At 60.6% G+C, this 16485-nt stretch carries 12 protein-coding genes and 4 pseudogenes; 7 read left to right on the top strand and 9 right to left on the bottom strand.

Annotated features, from left to right (window positions below):
• The first annotated feature begins 115 nt into the window (after nucleotides 1–115).
• Nucleotides 116–2860 (top strand): DNA polymerase I, encoded by a 2745-nt coding sequence (gene polA, locus ACRX4W_RS04445; RefSeq protein ID WP_432299389.1) that lies wholly within the window; start codon nucleotides 116–118, stop codon nucleotides 2858–2860.
• A gap of 211 nt (nucleotides 2861–3071) precedes the next feature.
• On the opposite strand, the gene ACRX4W_RS04440 is transcribed toward polA, so the two are convergent.
• On the bottom strand, nucleotides 3072–3899 hold the full coding sequence (locus ACRX4W_RS04440; protein WP_117736402.1) for a Cof-type HAD-IIB family hydrolase: 828 nt from the start codon (nucleotides 3897–3899) through the stop codon (nucleotides 3072–3074).
• 554 nt (nucleotides 3900–4453) lie between these two features.
• Between ACRX4W_RS04440 and ACRX4W_RS04435 the strand changes: the two genes are divergently transcribed.
• From ACRX4W_RS04435 to ndk, 4 genes are all read left to right on the top strand, one after another.
• Nucleotides 4454–5680, top strand: coding sequence for an argininosuccinate synthase (locus ACRX4W_RS04435; protein WP_124786315.1), 1227 nt, complete (start codon nucleotides 4454–4456; stop codon nucleotides 5678–5680).
• A 233-nt stretch (nucleotides 5681–5913) separates the two neighbouring features.
• Complete coding sequence (locus tag ACRX4W_RS04430; RefSeq protein WP_158555286.1) at nucleotides 5914–6084, top strand: hypothetical protein; 171 nt, start codon at nucleotides 5914–5916, stop codon at nucleotides 6082–6084.
• Between the two features lie 118 nt (nucleotides 6085–6202).
• Nucleotides 6203–7633, top strand: a complete 1431-nt coding sequence (gene argH / locus ACRX4W_RS04425; RefSeq protein ID WP_432299386.1) for an argininosuccinate lyase — start codon at nucleotides 6203–6205, stop codon at nucleotides 7631–7633.
• 384 nt (nucleotides 7634–8017) lie between these two features.
• On the top strand, nucleotides 8018–8422 hold the full coding sequence (gene ndk / locus ACRX4W_RS04420; RefSeq protein WP_055251725.1) for a nucleoside-diphosphate kinase: 405 nt from the start codon (nucleotides 8018–8020) through the stop codon (nucleotides 8420–8422).
• A 176-nt stretch (nucleotides 8423–8598) separates the two neighbouring features.
• On the opposite strand, the gene rpiB is transcribed toward ndk, so the two are convergent.
• Nucleotides 8599–9066 carry a ribose 5-phosphate isomerase B gene (gene rpiB / locus ACRX4W_RS04415; RefSeq protein WP_432299384.1) on the bottom strand — a complete coding sequence of 156 codons (468 nt, stop codon included), beginning with the start codon at nucleotides 9064–9066 and terminating at the stop codon, nucleotides 8599–8601.
• A gap of 271 nt (nucleotides 9067–9337) precedes the next feature.
• Between rpiB and ACRX4W_RS04410 the strand changes: the two genes are divergently transcribed.
• Entirely contained in the window at nucleotides 9338–10660 is a 1323-nt protein-coding gene (locus tag ACRX4W_RS04410) for an L-cysteine desulfidase family protein (RefSeq protein ID WP_124786313.1), read from the top strand.
• 366 nt (nucleotides 10661–11026) lie between these two features.
• On the opposite strand, the pseudogene ACRX4W_RS04405 reads toward ACRX4W_RS04410, so the two are convergent.
• Together ACRX4W_RS04405 and ACRX4W_RS04400 are read right to left on the bottom strand one after the other, a co-directional pair.
• A pseudogene (locus ACRX4W_RS04405) lies at nucleotides 11027–11164 on the bottom strand (helix-turn-helix transcriptional regulator); the annotation flags it as partial.
• A gap of 28 nt (nucleotides 11165–11192) precedes the next feature.
• Nucleotides 11193–11351, bottom strand: a pseudogene (locus ACRX4W_RS04400) (helix-turn-helix domain-containing protein); the annotation flags it as partial.
• 350 nt (nucleotides 11352–11701) lie between these two features.
• On the opposite strand from ACRX4W_RS04400, the gene ACRX4W_RS04395 reads away from it, so the two are divergent.
• Nucleotides 11702–12775 carry a helix-turn-helix transcriptional regulator gene (locus ACRX4W_RS04395; RefSeq protein WP_124786312.1) on the top strand — a complete coding sequence of 358 codons (1074 nt, stop codon included), beginning with the start codon at nucleotides 11702–11704 and terminating at the stop codon, nucleotides 12773–12775.
• Between the two features lie 142 nt (nucleotides 12776–12917).
• Here the strand turns inward: ACRX4W_RS04395 and ACRX4W_RS04390 are convergent, their stop codons facing one another.
• From ACRX4W_RS04390 to trpS, 5 genes and pseudogenes are all read right to left on the bottom strand, one after another.
• Nucleotides 12918–13538 (bottom strand): helix-turn-helix transcriptional regulator, encoded by a 621-nt coding sequence (locus ACRX4W_RS04390; protein ID WP_432299382.1) that lies wholly within the window; start codon nucleotides 13536–13538, stop codon nucleotides 12918–12920.
• A gap of 196 nt (nucleotides 13539–13734) precedes the next feature.
• Nucleotides 13735–14088 carry a hypothetical protein gene (locus ACRX4W_RS04385; protein ID WP_118094091.1) on the bottom strand — a complete coding sequence of 118 codons (354 nt, stop codon included), beginning with the start codon at nucleotides 14086–14088 and terminating at the stop codon, nucleotides 13735–13737.
• A gap of 103 nt (nucleotides 14089–14191) precedes the next feature.
• Nucleotides 14192–14812 (bottom strand): helix-turn-helix domain-containing protein, encoded by a 621-nt coding sequence (locus ACRX4W_RS04380; protein WP_118226807.1) that lies wholly within the window; start codon nucleotides 14810–14812, stop codon nucleotides 14192–14194.
• A 346-nt stretch (nucleotides 14813–15158) separates the two neighbouring features.
• Nucleotides 15159–15275: pseudogene (locus ACRX4W_RS04375) on the bottom strand (Arc family DNA binding domain-containing protein); the annotation flags it as partial.
• Nucleotides 15276–15421: 146 nt separating this feature from the next.
• A pseudogene (gene trpS, locus ACRX4W_RS04370) lies at nucleotides 15422–16470 on the bottom strand (tryptophan--tRNA ligase).
• Between the last annotated feature and the right edge of the window lie 15 nt (nucleotides 16471–16485).

Here is a 16485-nt window from a genome sequence, read left to right as displayed (position 1 = left end):
CGTATCACGCGCGGGCCCGCGGCGGCAGGGAAGCCTGATGTGCGGTGGCCGCGGGGCGGGGAGCGTGTAAACTGGTGTGAGCAAACCGTGCCCAGCCCAAAGCGAGGTATTCAATATGTCTGAAAAGCGCCGTACCTTTGCCGTCATCGACGGCAACTCGCTCATGCATCGCGCCTTCCACGCCGTGCCGCCGACCATGAACGCGCCGGACGGTCGCCCCACCAACGCGATCTTTGGTTTTCTGAACATGTTCCTCAAGATGATCGATGCCTTTAATCCCGACGGCGTTGTCGTGGCGTTTGACAAGGGCAAGCCGCGCGTGCGTATGGAGATGCTGCCGCAGTACAAGGCGCAGCGCCCGCCCATGGACCCCGACCTGCACGCGCAGTTCCCCATGATTAAAGATCTGCTTGCCGCGCTCAACGTGCCCATTTTGCAGTCCGAGGGCTGGGAAGGCGACGATATCCTGGGAACCATGGCGCGCCTGGGCGAGGAGGCCGGCTGCGACATGCTGCTGGTGACCGGCGACCGCGACATGTATCAGCTCGTGACCGAGCACGTCAACGTGGTCTCGACTCGCAAGGGCCTGTCCGACGTGGCGATCATGACGCCCGAGAGCGTGGACGACCTGTATCACGGCATCACGCCGGCGCTCGTGCCCGATTTTTACGGTCTGAAGGGCGATACGTCGGACAACATTCCCGGCGTACCGGGCATCGGCCCCAAAAAGGCGAGTGCGCTCATCGCGCAGTACGGCAGCCTTGACGAGGTCATCGCGCATGCTGACGAGGTCAAGGGCAAGATGGGAGAAAACCTGCGCGCACACATCGACGACGCGCTGCTGAGCCGTAAGGTGGCGACCATCCGCACCGATGCGCCCGTCGAGCTCGACTTTGACGAAACATCCTTCCCAGCGTTTTCTGCCGATGAGGTTTCCGCGGCGCTGGGTACGCTTGGTATCACCGCCATGCAGAACCGTTTCTTGGCGCTGATCGGCGGCGAGGGTGGCGCTGCTGCCAGCACGTTTGAGATTCCCGCCGTTTTGCGCGCAGCCGCCGGCGATGCTGGCGCGCTTGGTGCCGTTGCGGCTGAGGTCTCCCGCGTGATTGATGCCGGCGAGTGGGTCGCCGCCGTGGTGGACGATGACAAGGAAGAGGGCGCGCTCTTTGGGCTGACGCGCACGCTGTGGTTGGCGACGTCCAAGGGCCTGTTTGCGCTCGAGGAGGGCGACAGCGGTGCGGCGGCTGAGGTTGAGGGCTTCAACTTCGCCCACGGCGTGATTGCCGGCGTGCTCGCGCGTCTGTTTATGGAAGGCCGTGTGGCGAGCCCGGATATGAAGGCGCTTTTGCATGAGCTTTCGCCCATCGATTCTTCTGAGCTCGAGCTCATGGATCCGCTGGCAGTCGATTCCACGCGCATCTTCGATACCGTTGTTGCCGCCTACCTGTTGGATTCCGACCGCTCCGAGTTTGACGAGGTGTATCTGGCCGATACGTATCTGCAGATGGCGCTGCCTGCGGCGCGCGGCGCAGAGGGTGCTGGCGAGGACGCTCCTGCGCCCGCCGCTCGCACGGCGGCCTTGACGCTGGCGCTGGTTGCACCGCTGCGTGACCGCATGGCCCGCGAGAACGCCGCCAACGTGTTCGATGGGATCGAGATGCCGCTCGTGCCGGTGCTTGCCAAGATGGAGCGCGCGGGCATGCTCGTGGACCCCGACCGCCTGCACAGTCTGTCCGAGGGCCTGGCGACCCAGATTGCCGATGTCGAGCGCAGCATTCGCGACCTGGCCGGCGACGAGACCTTTAACATCGGCAGCCCCATGCAACTCTCGCACGTGCTGTTTGATGTTATGGGACTTCCGACCAAGGGCCTCAAAAAGACCAAGCGCGGCTACTATTCGACCAACGCCAAGGTGCTGAGCGACCTTGCCCACGACCACGAGATCGTGCGCCTGATTTTGGACTGGCGTGAGAAGTCCAAGATTAAGTCGACCTATCTGGACACGCTGGGCCCGCTGCGCCGTGGTGACGGGCGTGTGCACACCACGTACAACCAGACCATCACCGCGACGGGGCGTTTGTCTTCGAGCGACCCCAATCTGCAAAACATTCCGACGCGCTCGGAGCTGGGGCGTACCGTCAAGACAGCGTTCTCGGCGGGCGAGGGCAGCGTCTTTTTGGCGGTGGACTACTCGCAGATCGAGCTGCGCCTGCTCGCGCATCTTTCGGGTGACGAGCACCTGGTGCGCGCCTTCAACGAGGGCGAGGACTTCCATGCCGAGACGGCCGCGCGCGTATTTGGCGTGCCGGTGTCCGAGGTGACACCCGACCTGCGTAGCCGCGCCAAGGCCGTGAACTTTGGCATCGTGTACGGCCAGCAGGCCTATGGACTGTCGCAGTCGCTGCACATCTCGATGGCCGAGGCGCGCGATATGATCGATCGCTACTACGAGGCCTACCCGGGCGTGCGCACGTTCCTCGACAATGTGGTGGCGCGAGCCAAGCAGACGGGCTATGCCGAGACCATGTATGGCCGCAGACGCCATATTCCCGAGCTCAAGGCCAAAAACCCACAGCTCCGCGGCTTTGGCGAGCGCACGGCCATGAACCACCCCATGCAGGGCACCGCCGCCGACATCATCAAGATCGCCATGGCCCGCGTAAGCCGTCGCTTGGAAGAAGAAGGCTTTGCCGCCCACATGATCCTGCAGGTACACGACGAACTGGACTTTGAGTGCCCCGTCGACGAAGTCGAGCGCCTCACCGCCATGGTCCGCGACGTCATGGAACACGTAGTAGACCTCCGCGTACCGTTGATCGCCGAAGCCAGCACCGGCATAACCTGGGCCGACGCGAAATAGGGAAGCACTCCGTAAGGCAAGCTCGCCCAAGACGCAAGCCCCCACATACTTAAGATTTGGGACAAACACTACTGATTAATTTGTCCCACAGTAACCAAAACAGAGGGGAGCCCCTCCCAACAAGGAGCTCCCCTCTGCTCAAATCATTTCAGCTAAGTATCTAGACACTCAAGACGCCATCTTGGCGCCCGGCCGGGTCCGACGAGCCCCGTTAACGAGCCGCCAAGATGGCGTCGATGAGCGTCAGTACGCCCCCGTCGTTGTTGCTCGGAATGCGCCATTTGGCATGCGCGTTCATGTGCTCCTCGGCATTGTCCACGATAAAGCTATGCCCGACGCGCTCCAGCATGGGGATGTCGTTGTACGTATCGCCCACGGCAGCGGCGTCGGCGATATCGATGCCCAGGCGCTCGCAGAGATGTGCTACGCCCGACCCCTTGTCGACGCCCAGGTTCATGAAGTCGATCCACTCGCGCCCGGCGTTCGTGACGTAGAGCTTGTCCGAGAACTCGGGGCTGTAGTCCTCGCGAAACGCTGGCTCGGCATCGTAGGCGGGGAAGAAGATCGAAATCTTGTTGGACTCGATATCAAGGCCCTCAAAGCTATCGACGTAGTTGATCGTGTTGTAGTACACGCTGATCTCGTCGTGGTACTGATGGTCGCGGGCGAGCACATAGAACTCGTCGTAGCAGCACAAGACGGGAACGGCACGCGGGTCCTCCGAGGCACGGGCGAGCACCTGCTGATACAGCGCCACATCGATGTTGCTCTTATAGATATAGCTGCCGCGATAGATGACGCAGGCTCCGTTGTCGGGACAAAAAGCAAGGCGGTTCTTAATGCTCTCGAACATTTCCTCGAGTTTGGGGGCGGGGCGTCCGCTGGCGGGGCAGAATACAATGCCTGCGTCGGCGAGCTTGTCCAGGCGCTCATCAAGACCCTGCGGCAACACGCGCTTGTCGGTGAGCAGCGTCTTGTCCATGTCGACGGCGAGAATCTTAATGCTTCCGATATTGGTGTCCGATTCGTAAGTTTGCATAAAAGCGCGCCTTTCGTTTCGAAATTGTTTCAGACGTTATAACCATCAACCAGTAACTGAGCGTATTGTCGCAGGAACGGAGCGTATTTGCACCACGCTTCACAAAGTAATGAAAAAACTTTTCAGAAATTTGAATTTGTCGCTTGTGCTGCGGGCACTTTAGCGTAATATAGCGACCATCGAAAACGGAGACGGAAATACAACCGCTTACCGAAGAAAAGGTACCGTTTACGATATTAGAATTGCGCCCGGCGATAGGTGAAAGGAGAGGCAGATGCAGTTCGTAAAGATCATCACCACTGCAGATAATGCCATCCGACGCCAGCGCGCAATTTCCCGACGACGATAACAATCGTCTCTGTCCGCATGGGGCGAATTGCCTCAACAGAGTCATTTTGAGGTCGTTGGGTTTTAGCACGATATAAACGCATGTTTCTAGGGCATGCTGTGCTGCTTTTTGCTATTTAACCTGATATTGCACGGTTTTTTGACCTCGAAATGACTTGCAACTGACCGATGTTCTAACTAGCTACCAAGGGCGAAAGGAAACAGCCATGAGCAAGAAAAAAGTCGTTCTCGCATATTCCGGTGGTCTTGATACATCCGTATGTGTCAAGTGGCTCCAGGACGAGAAGAATCTCGATGTCGTTTGCGTCTGCGGCAACGTGGGCCAGGAGGAGACCGGCTTGGATGCCAAGAAGCAGAAGGCGCTTGACCTGGGCGTTCTCGATTGCCAGGTGCTCGACCTGCGCGACGAGTTCTCCGATGAGTTCCTGACTAAGGCCATCGCCGCAAACTCCATGTACGAGAACAAGTACCCGCTGCTCTCCGCGCTGTCTCGCCCGCTGCTCGCCAAGAAGCTTGTCGAGGTCGCTCACGAGTTTGGCGCGACCTACGTCGCCCACGGCTGCACCGGCAAGGGTAACGACCAGGTTCGTTTTGAGGCTGCCGTCAAGGCCCTCGACCCCGAGCTTAAGGTTATCGCCCCGGTTCGCGAGTGGGATCTGAAGTGCCGTCCCGATGAGGTTGCCTATGCTCACGCCCACAACGTGCCGGTTCCCGAGGGCGCCAACGACAACCCCTATTCCATCGACGACAACCTGTGGGGTCGCGCCATCGAGTGCGGTCACCTGGAGGATCCCTGGAACGAGCCGCTCGACGACGCCTGGGTTATGACCAAGAACCCCGAGGACACGCCGGACACCCCGACCTACACCGAGATTGAGTTTGAGGCGGGCAAGCCCGTCGCCGTCGATGGCAAGAAGATGAAACTCTCCGAGATCGTCATCGCCCTCAACAAGATTTCAGGTGACAACGGCTTTGGCCGTCTCGACCTGGTCGAGGATCGTCTGGTGGGCCTCAAGAGTCGCGAGTGCTACGAGGTTCCTGGCGCCCTGACGCTCATCACCGCCCACAAGGCGCTCGAGGACATCTGCGTCGAGGGCGACCTGCTCAAGACCAAGATTAAGCTCGAGCAGGATTGGGCCACCGCCGTGTACAACGGCCAGTGGTACAGCCCGCTCAAAAACGCGCTCGATGCCTTTATGGCCGACACCCAGAAGTGCGTGACCGGCACCGTCCGTCTGAAGTTCTTTAAGGGCAACTGCCATGTCGTCGGCCGCAAGAGCCCGTTTAGCCTGTATGACTACGGTCTGGCTACCTACGACCGCGACACTACGTTTGACGAGAAGGCCAGCGCCGGCTTTATCGAGATCGATACGCTGTCGCTCAAGACGTGGGCCAAGGTCCAGGGCCCCAGCTCTGCTGCCGCCCAGGCCTAGCGCCTCCTTCCTTTGGTATCCGCGCGGCCCATCCGCGTGATACATAACGGGCGCATGGGGTCCCTGCCTTTCGTTATGCTTGCTGACACTTCTTAACATCGGTGGCCCCTACGTTCCGCCCGCATATATGATGCCGCGTCTGCGGCTGAGTCCGAGCCCCGCCGGGGTTGTCCGGCGGGGCTCCTCCTATCAATTTGACGGCCCTGCGCCTATATATATGGGGAGTATCCATTATGTTCGATGCTATCGCGCATGCTTTACTTGCCCTCGCGCCCGAGTTCGATGCTGCAAAGGTCGAGGACGTTCCTATGAGCCTAAAGGCCTGGATCGATGGTTCGCAGGGCAACATTCGGAGGGAGACGTTGGGCGCCAAGTGCATGGCGCGTCACTTCTTTGCAAATTAGCTATAGGGCCTCGCACATGGTGGGGAATATGCAAAACTAGCGGTTGAGAAATCGCTTCAGCGACAGGGCGCATTGCTTTGGGCGCTTGTTTTGGGATTTGATGAAAGGGGACGGTTCCATGGCTCTTTGGGGCGGTCGTTTTGAGGCGGGCGTGGCCGAGGTCACGCAGGAGTTTGGCGCGTCGTTGCCGGTTGACAAACATCTCTATAAGCAGGATATCGCCGGATCTAAGGCACATGCCAAGATGCTGGCGGCCCAGGGCATTATCAGCACCGAGGACGAGCAGGCGATTGCCGAGGGCCTGACCGGAATCGAACAGGATATCGATGCCGGCAACTTCACCTTTGATATCAACGACGAGGACATTCATATGTCCATCGAAAGCGAGCTGACGCGTCGTATCGGCGAGGCTGGCAAGCGCTTGCATACTGGGCGTTCGCGCAACGACCAGGTGGCGACCGATACGCGCCTGGGCGTCAAGGCGCTGGCCAAGGAGCTCATGGAGGTCAATCTTGAGCTGCGCCATGTGCTGGTGGATGCGGCCAAGAAGTACGACAAGGTGATTCTGCCGGGCTACACGCATATGCAGCACGCTCAGCCCGTGCTGCTCTCGCATCATCTGCTGGCGTATTCCTGGATGTTCGCGCGCGACTTTACGCGCCTGAAGGCCGCCTTTGACGCCGCCGACAACTGCCCGCTGGGTGCTGCAGCGCTTGCCGGTACGAGCTATCCGCTCGATCGCCAGATGACGGCTGCCGAACTTGGCTTTGCGGGCGTGATTCCCAACTCGCTCGATGCGGTTTCCGACCGTGATTTCCTGCTCGATCTGCATTACGCCGGATCCGTCATGGCGATGCACCTGTCGCGTCTTTCCGAGGAGATCGTGCTGTGGTCGAGCTCCGAATTTGGCTTTATCACGCTTTCAGACTCCTACTCCACCGGCTCGTCTATCATGCCGCAGAAGAAGAATCCCGACTTTGCCGAGCTTATCCGCGGTAAGAGCGGTCGCGTGTACGGCAACCTGGTGCAGCTGCTGGTAACCATGAAGGGCCTGCCGCTCGCTTATAACAAGGACTTGCAGGAGGACAAGGAGGGCGCGCTCGATACCGCTCACACGCTCATGCAGTGCCTGTCCGTTATGGCCGGAATGATTTCGACCTGGACCGTCAACGAGGATGCCATGGCGCGCGAGTGCGGCGTGGGGCATCTTGCCGCCACCGATGTTGCCGATTACCTGGCTAAGCGTGGTCTGCCGTTCCGTGAGGCACATGCCGTGGTGGGCCATCTGGTCCTGATGTGTGAGAAGCGCGGCTGCAATCTTGAGGACCTGCCGTTTGAGGTGTTCCAGGAGGCAAGCCCGCTCTTTGAGCGCGACATTACCGAGGCGCTCGACATCCCGTCGATTATCGCCGCACGCACGACCGAGGGCGGTACCGCCCCTGCCGCCGTTGCCGTGCAGCTGCAGCGTGCCGAAGCGCAGCTCGTGGGCGACGAAGGCGTGTTTGGATCGCTAACCAAGGTTGTCGAGATGGGTCACGGGGCAAAGTAGAGGTTTGGCTGAAGACGTATTGTCCATTTATTGATAAATCGTTTTTGCTTTACGGGCGTCTGCTGATGCGGGCGCCCCTATTTTGCTGCTATGGGGGAGGGGCTTGTCGAGAACTTCTGTAGGACCTTTGGGCAGGTTGTGAAGGGGGTACGTTCGCGGGTGGCAACCGACCGCCCGCTCTGTTCGATGTGGTTGATGAGCGGGCGGATGGTACTCTAATCGGGCTTCGAAACAGAAGTGACACATATGGAGCGCTTTAATAAATTGCAGCGTTTCAATAAACAGCTTTTTGTTTAACTGCAGCTAAAACTCTGTTACGATGCAGTCCAGGCGGGTGCCGGAATGGGACTTGGGCACGCGCGAACCTACTTGAAAGGCTACCTTATGGCTATCGAGAAGACCTTCATCATGATTAAGCCCGACGCTGTGCGCGACCGCAAGATCGGCGAGATCGTTGCTCGTATTGAGCGCAGCGGCCTTGTCATCGAGCGCATGGAGATGACCACGCTCGAGCGCGCTACCGTCGAGGAGCACTACGCCCATCTGGCCGACAAGCCCTTCTTTGGCGGTCTCTGCGACTTTATGACGAGCGGTCCGGTCGTCAAGATGGTCGTTTCCGGCCTCTCCGCTGTTTCCAAGATGCGCACCCTTATGGGCGCTACCAACCCGCTTGATGCTGCTCCTGGCACCATCCGCGGCGACTTCGCTGTCGATGTCAACGCCAACGTGATCCACGGCTCCGACTGCCTGGAGAACGCCGAGATCGAGATCAAGCGCTTCTTTGGCTAAACCAGCTTTGACTCCTTAAAGCTGTTAGCGTGTGGCTTGGGCGCCGCGGAATTCCAACCGCGGCGCCCTTTTATTCCGGTAGATTTTTAGTAAACGCATAGAAAACTACTAAAGAGCCCCCGTCCGGATGTTTCTTCCGGGCGGGGGCTGGCGCTAGCGTATGGCTTTGTAAGTCTTTAGGCCTCGTCGACAATCTTTAGTCCGCGGGTCTGGTCGATCTCGTTGAGGAGATTGACGCGACGCTCGTGGCGGCCGCCCTCAAACTCGGCGTCGAGCCATTCGTCGACAATCATCTTGGCGAGCTCGGAGCCCACGACGCGGGCGCCAAAGGCCAGCACGTTGGTGTTGTTGTGCATACGGGAGAGCTTGGCGCTGAAGGGCTCGGAGCACACGACGGCTCGTACGCCCTCGACCTTATTGGCGGCCAGGCTGATGCCGACGCCGGTACCGCAGATCAGGATACCCAGGTCGACGTCACCGTTGGCCACGGCCTTGCCCACCTTGTAACCGGCGATGGGGTAGTCGAAGCTCTCGGGGGTGTCGGTGCCATAGTTCACGACCTCGCAGCCGCGCTCCTTCAGGTGCTCGGAAATGATGTTCTTGAGCTCGACGGCGGCGTGGTCGTTACCGATACCGATCTTCATGAGTGGTTCCTCTCTGGTCCGTGCGGCGGAATTGCTAAAGGTTTTACCGCGTTCGACTGCATGATAACGCGACTTTTGTGTAAACGCTCGGGCGTTTTTTGGTCAAACGCTTTAGCATGCAACAAGACCTGCTTTTCATGAATGAATGCCGCCAGTTTGTGCTTGAGCGCCGTCCGCCGGAACCATGGTTGCGGTTTTTGATGCATTGTTATCAAATAAAAGGGCTAATTATTTTCGAGAGCCCAGCCCGTTATGCAAGCAGGAGATACCTATGCCTACCGATTCCATCCGTGATGCCGCGTTTTGCGATGTTTTGAACCGCGAGCTTGTCTGTGCACTCGGCTGCACCGAGCCCATTGCCGTTGCCTATGCAGCGGCGCTGGCGAGCCAGACGCTCGGTTGCGAACCCGATCATATGGATGTTGCCTGCTCGGGTAACATAATCAAGAACGTTAAGAGCGTGACCGTGCCCAACTCGGGCGGTATGCACGGTATTGAGGCCGCGGCCGTGCTGGGTGCCGTGGGCGGCGACGCTAAGAGCGCGCTTGAGGTGCTCGAGAGCGTTAACGATGAAGACCGCGCTCGTGTGGCCGAGCTCCTCGCCGACGCTGGCTACTGCGATGTGTCGCTTGTCGAGGGTGTGCCCAACCTCTACATCAAGGTGACTGCGACGGCCGGGGGCCATACCGCGGTCGTCGAGATTACCGATCACCACACTAATGTCACGTGCCATACGCTCGATGGTATTCCGGTATGCGGCAAATCGGCGGGGGAGTGCGCCGCCTGCGCCGAGCGCGTGGTGGCCGAGCGTGCGGCAGATAACGCCGATACGCCCATGTCCATTGATTCCATCATCGACTTTATCGAGGACGGTGACATTGAGGGCGCCCGCGCTGCCGTTGAGCGTCAGATTGAGCTGAATGGCGCAATCAGTGCCGAGGGCCTTGCGCACGCTTGGGGTGCCGAGGTTGGCCGTACGCTGCTGGGTGCTCGTGCCGATGACGTTGCCTGCCGGGCCCGTGCCCGTGCGGCCGCCGGGTCCGACGCCCGCATGAACGGCTGTGCGCTGCCGGTCGCCATTGTGTGCGGCTCTGGCAATCAGGGCATTACCTGCGCACTGCCCGTCATGGAGTATGCCGAATACCTGCGCTGCGACCACGAGCGCCTGGTGCGCGCCGTGATGCTGTCCGATCTTATCGCCGTGCATATCAAGAGCTATATTGGTGCGCTCTCGGCGTTTTGCGGTGCTATTTGCGCTGCGTGCGGTGCCGGTGCTGCGATTACCTGGCTGTGCGGTGGCACGCGCGAGCAGATTGGCGCGACGGTTTCGAACACGCTCGGTAACGTTGGCGGCATCGTGTGCGATGGCGCCAAGGCGAGCTGTGCCGCCAAGATTTCCGCTGCCGTCGATGCGGCGATTCTGGGCCACGATATGGCCATGCAGGGCCGCGGCTTCCGCGCCGGCGAGGGTCTGATCCAGGATACCGTCGAGGAGACGATCGCGAGCATGGGCTATGTGGGCCGTGTGGGCATGAAGGATACCGATGTCGAGATTCTCAACATCATGATCGGCAAGACCATCGTCGACTGCTAGGGGCTCTGGGGCACTGCATCTTGTTGTTGAAACTATCGCGCTTGTGGCTGTAAAGCACCTGTCTGCATTGCGGACAGCGAGGATCTCGCGGTATGTCACCAGGTCGTTCTCGTGCTTGATGCGCTCGAGGACGGTTGCGACAACAAGCGCCGCTATCGCCGGCAGGAACGCCGCAGCCGCGGCGACGCCGGCGCCCCAGGTGCCCTCCATCCACTTAAACGCCGGCGACAGTATCAGTGCGAACGCCACCGCCAGCAACGCGAGCATCAGCACGGCCAGCCATAGCATCCGCGTTCCCATGCGCTTGCGATCTCTTTCGACTGCCTCTTCCATAACGGTCACGTCTCCCTTCACGAGCGTGTCTATGGAGGTGCCGAATAGGATGCTCAGCATGAGCAGGCTCTGGACGTCCGGATACGTCTTGTCCCGCTCCCAGTTCGAGATCGTCTGACGCGACACGTAGAGTTTCTCGGCGAGCTGTTCTTGGGAGAGCCCCATCGCCTCGCGCCTCGTCTTTGCTCACCGGCACGTCGAGCGTCTCACCGAGGGCGACGAGCATCTCCGCGTCGGGCACCGAGAGCCCGCGTTCCCATTTGGAAACCGTCTGCCTCACCACGTTCGGCTTGAGCGCGAGCTCCTCCTGCGATAGCCCTTTCGATTTCCTGAGGGCCTGGATGTTCTCGTTCAGCATGGTGGATCCTTTCTCTCGCCCGGTTCCTACGTTACCGCAATGCTGCCCGCAGATGGTCCGTTGCCGCAAGCAACGGGTCGTAACATCGGCGGGGATTGTTTGAGTTCACAGGGGATGCAAGCTCCTTATAATATGACGTCCATTTAATCTACCTGCGGTTTGCAACCATAGGGTGCCTGCAGGTTGCGTAAAATGAAGCCTCAAGTTGGTGGTTTCCGCCATGTGGCTACCGTAGTGTGTAAGTCGCCGGCAGGAAAGCACCGAACGCTGGGATGCCGCGCCCGCGCCGTCGCCGTGAGCCAAGATCATGACGCCCGAGCGGTCGCTCCCAGCCAACGAGAGGACCTACTATGAGCTTCCGTACCAACCTTCAGTATCTGCGCGCCGAGCGCCATATGACCCAGGAGCAGCTCGCCATGCTGCTTGGGGTGTCCCGCCAGTCCGTCACCAAGTGGGAGGCCGAGAAGTCCTACCCGGAGATGGATAAGCTCATCAAAATGTGCCAGATTTTCGAGTGCTCGCTCGATGACCTGGTGCAGGGTGACCTTACCGATCGCGCTCCGGCACCCGCCGTCGCTACCGTGCCGCCCGGTCCCGCGACGGATGTGTGTGGCTATGACGACCACATGCGCTCGTTTGCCAAGCGAGTTCCCACGGGTGTCGCCGCGTTTATCCTGGGCGTTGTGGGGCTCGTGCTTTTTGAGGAAGGGACGGCTCTGCGCGGCCTGTTCAATAGCAGTATGGCTGCAAGTTGGGGCGAGCTTCTGGGGCTGGCCGCCCTGTTCTCCGGCGTGCTTGTGGGCATTGGCATCTTGGTTTCTGCTGGCATGGAGCACTCTGCTTTTGTGAAGGCGCATCCCTTTATCGAGGATTTTTATACTGACGATGATCGTCTTCAGGCGCGCCAGGTGCTGGTACGCGGGTTGGTTACCGGGCTCATGCTCATCATGATGGGGGTTCTGCTGGGCAACTTCATCGAGCATGAGTCTGGCGCGGAGGCTCCTGCGGGCGCTGCGCTGCTCGCCCTGGTCGCGGTGGGCGTATGGCTGATTGTCCATGCGGGCATGATGTACGGTCGCGTGGATATCGATGAGTACAACCGCGATGCGGTCGAGGAACTCGAGGTTGAGGACATCGCCCGCATCGATGTTCCTGAAGCGGTGCGCAACGAGCTGCGCTCCGCAAAGCGCACGCACGAGAAGATCGAGGCTGCTTGCGGTGTCATCATGCTCGTTTCCACCATCGTTGCGCTGAGTTGGCTGTTTTTGGGTCCTTCGTTCGCTGGGACCACATGGGACGCCATCGGTAGTGGGCGTCAGGCGGCCGATTCCATCGTCGGCTACTTTTGGCTGCCTTGGCCAATTGGAGGCATTCTCTGCGGCATCGTCAGCATTCTCATGAAGGCCTTCGGAAGGGACCGTTGAGTAGCTGGAATTTTACTAGTGCTTGCAGTCAATTTGAAGTCTTCGGCTGCGGGCACCTTCGAGTCCGCATCACGAGCGCACACCGCCGCCCAAAAGCGCTGATTCTTGACGCGCGTGATGCGGACTTCGGCAGATGCTGCCTCTAGTTCAGCAACCCCCACACGGCAAAGCCGAGTGCTCCGCCGATGGCGGCCGCGGCGATGAAAGTCAGCAAGTCGTACGCCAGTCGATGCTTCGTCGGCCACGCGCGGCGGGGGAGTGCCCGCGGATCGCGCTCGATGTTCGCCTCGCCGTTCATGAAGGCGAGGATCTCGCGGTATGTCACCAGGTCGTTCTCGCGCTTGATGCGCTCGAGGACGGTTGCGACAACAAGCGCCGCTATCGCCGGCAGGAACGCCGCAGCCGCGGCGACGCCGGCGCCCCAGGTGCCCTCCATCCAGTTAAACGCCGGCGACAGTATCAGTGCGAACGCCACCGCCAGCAACGCGAGCATCAGCACGGCCAGCCATAGCATCCGCGTTCCCATGCGCTTGCGATCTCTTTCGACTGCCTCTTCCATAACGGTCACGTCTCCCTTCACGAGCGTGTCTATGGAGGTGCCGAATAGGATGCTCAGCATGAGCAGGCTCTGGACGTCCGGATACGTCTTGTCCCGCTCCCAGTTCGAGATCGTCTGACGCGACACGTAGAGTTTCTCGGCGAGCTGTTCTTGGGAGAGCCCCATCGCCTCGCGCCTCGTCTTTATCTGGTTGCTGATGTCCATCGTCACCTCCCGGTCGTGAAGGAGCGTCCCGCGAACACATCGGGTGCGCTATCGAATCTGTTGTACATCATATGCGGCAAGGCTTGCCGGGCGCTGCAAAAATTGTTTTGCATGGGGTTTACCTGCATGATTGTTGCTGCGATGCGTGCCATCGCCGCGGGGAGATCTGGCTTGTGGAGGCTTGCGGGGCGATGGCTTAGCGATGTTGTCGAGCAGTCGTCCAGGTGCGCAGGCCCATGGCGGCGTAGCCGATTGCGGTATAGGCAACCCCATGGAACGCAAGGTCCTGGCTGCCCTCGACCGCGAGGGGAAACAGGAGCGCGGGTCCGATTCCGAGCGCTGCGGGTACCCAGAAGAGCGTCCTCGCGGAGTTCGCGGCGAGCAGACCGAGGGTGATTGCAGTTGCGGGGAGCACGGGGTAGATCAGCGCCATCATGGCGATCATGCCGGCATCGGATGGGACGACGCTCACCAGGAGGACGGGGATTGCCCAGCAGACGCCAACGATTGCGATCAATGCGATGAGGGACGCGCGTACGGTGACGTTCATGGGGCACCTCCTAACGGGAATCGCCCCCCATTCTGGCATACATCTTCAGAATGGGGGGGCTAAGGGGGATACCATTTCGGGGAACGGGTGCGTACCCGCGCTTTTAACTCAGCATCTTGGCGAGCATGCCGATGCCGACGCCCACCAGTCCGCCGGCGATGGCGCCGATGATGATCTGCACCGCGTTGCGCGTGCCCTTGACCCAAGGGTTCATCTCGCGCTCACGGCGCCCCTCGAGCGTGTCGCGATCGACCTGCTCGCCGCGGCTAAACGCCAACACCTCGCGGTACGTGACGAGGTCGTGCTGCTTCTTCATGCGTTCCATATACACGAACGCCACGAGCATCACGACGAGCGCCACGGCGGCAAACGCCGCGGTGGGCGCGATGTGCATGCCCCAGCCCCATTCGAACTGGAACGCCGCCCACGCGCTCAGCACCAAAAACACGACCGCGCTCACGACCGTGATTGTGGAGAGGGCGTTGTACTTCTTGGCCGCTTCGTTCATTACCTGTGCCATGGTTTCCACATCTCCTTTGATGAGGGAGTCCACGGTCACCCCGAACACGTTGGAAAGCAGCAGCAGGCTCTGGACATCCGGATACGTACGGCCGCACTCCCAGTTGCTGATGGTCTGGCGCGACACGTAGATGCGCTCCGCCAGATCGTCTTGGGACAGTCCGAGCTCCGTGCGATGCTCCTTGATGTGCGAGCCCAGCTCCATGCGTTTGCTCCCTAGAGGGTCGGGGTGACCCCTGTCGAGAGCCACCATGTCATTGACGCGAGCATCGTACCATCAAAGGTCTTTATATTTGACCCCCACGGGGCAAAATCGAGCTGTCAAAAGGCTTTATATACGACATCTAGCTGGGAAAAGAACGGTCTCCAAAGGCGGGTGCCTCCGGGGACCGGTTGGTGCGTATAGAGGGGGCGAGCTTGCTTTGGGTTGGTGTTGGCCCCGCCGCTCGGCTCGACTTTGGAGCGGCGGGGCTCAACTCTGCCTCGGCGCTGGCGAGGCAGAGCGCGGCTTTGCCCCGACGTCGGCCGCGCCCGAGCCCTGTCTTCCCGGCTTAGCCCTCCTCGCCTTTGGGCGTGCCCTTGAACGAGGGCTCTTTCTTTGGCAGCCTTCCCGCGCGTTTGAGGGCGTCTCGCAAGATCCATTCCACCTGACCGTTGGCGCTGCGCATCTACGAGTACCAGCGCCCGCTTGAGGGGACGAGCAGAACCCCCCAGCTCCTTCATGCGCTTGAGCGCGCGGATGTTCGCCTCGGGGATGGCGTGATTGGAGTCGAGGAAGGTCTCGTCCATATCGCCTGCAACAAGGCGGTACATGCTAGTACACCATGCCCATGGCCTCGCGCACCTCGGCGAGCGTGGCCTCGGCGACCTCGTTAGCGCGGCGGTTGCCCTCGTGCAGGACGTCCTTGACGTAGTCCATATCCTGCACGAGCTCCTCGCGGCGCGCGCGGATGGGGGCGAAGTGCTCGTTGACGGCCTCGGTCACGCACTTCTTGAGCTGGCCGGAGCCGCCCATGCCGATCTCCTCGGCAATCTCGACCTCGGAACGACCGGTGCAGATGGCGGCCGTCGAAAGCAGACCGGACACGCCGGGGCGGTTCTCGGGATCGAATGTGATCATGCGCTCGGAGTCGGTCTGGCTCTTCTTGATGCGCTTGGCCGTCTCCTCGGCGGTCATCGAGATGTTGATGGCGTTGCCGTAGCTCTTGCTCATCTTGCGACCGTCCAGGCCCGGCAGCAGCGGGGTCTCGGAAAGCAGCGCTTCGACCTCGGGGAACACCTTGCCGTAGCGGTTGTTAAAGCGGCGGGCGATGGTGCGGGTGAGCTCGATGTGCGGCAGCTGGTCGCGGCCGACGGCACGACGTTGCCCTTGCAGAACAGGATGTCGCAGGCCTGGTGCACCGGGTAGGTGAGCAGAAGGCCGGTGAGCTCATGGCCCGAGGCCTTCATCTCGGCCTTGACCGTGGGGTTGCGAGCCAGCTCGGCCTCGGACACCAGCGACAGGAACGGCAGCATGAGCTGGTTGGCGGCGGGCACGGCGGAGTGCGCGTAGATCATGGTCTTGTCGGGGTCGATGCCGCAGGCAAGGTAGTCCATGACCATGTTGTACACGTTGTCCTGGATGTGCTCGGTCGTGTCGCGGTCAGTGATGACCTGGTAGTCGGCGATGAGCACGTTGGTGTGCACGGCCATGTCCTGCAGCTCGACACGGCTCTTGAGCGTGCCGAAGTAGTGGCCGAGGTGCAGGCGGCCGGTGGGGCGGTCGCCGGTGAGCATGGTGTACTTCTCGGGGTGCTGCGGCAGGTCGGCGCGGATCTGGTTGCTGCGCTCGAGGCTGACCTCATAGCTGAGCTCGTTGGGCATGCTGTCTCCTTTTGG

The organism is Collinsella aerofaciens, assembly GCF_964283865.1.
Taxonomy (GTDB): Bacteria; Actinomycetota; Coriobacteriia; order Coriobacteriales; family Coriobacteriaceae; genus Collinsella.
Note: the sequence above shows the minus strand (reverse complement) of the source record. Positions and strands in the feature narration are given on the sequence as shown.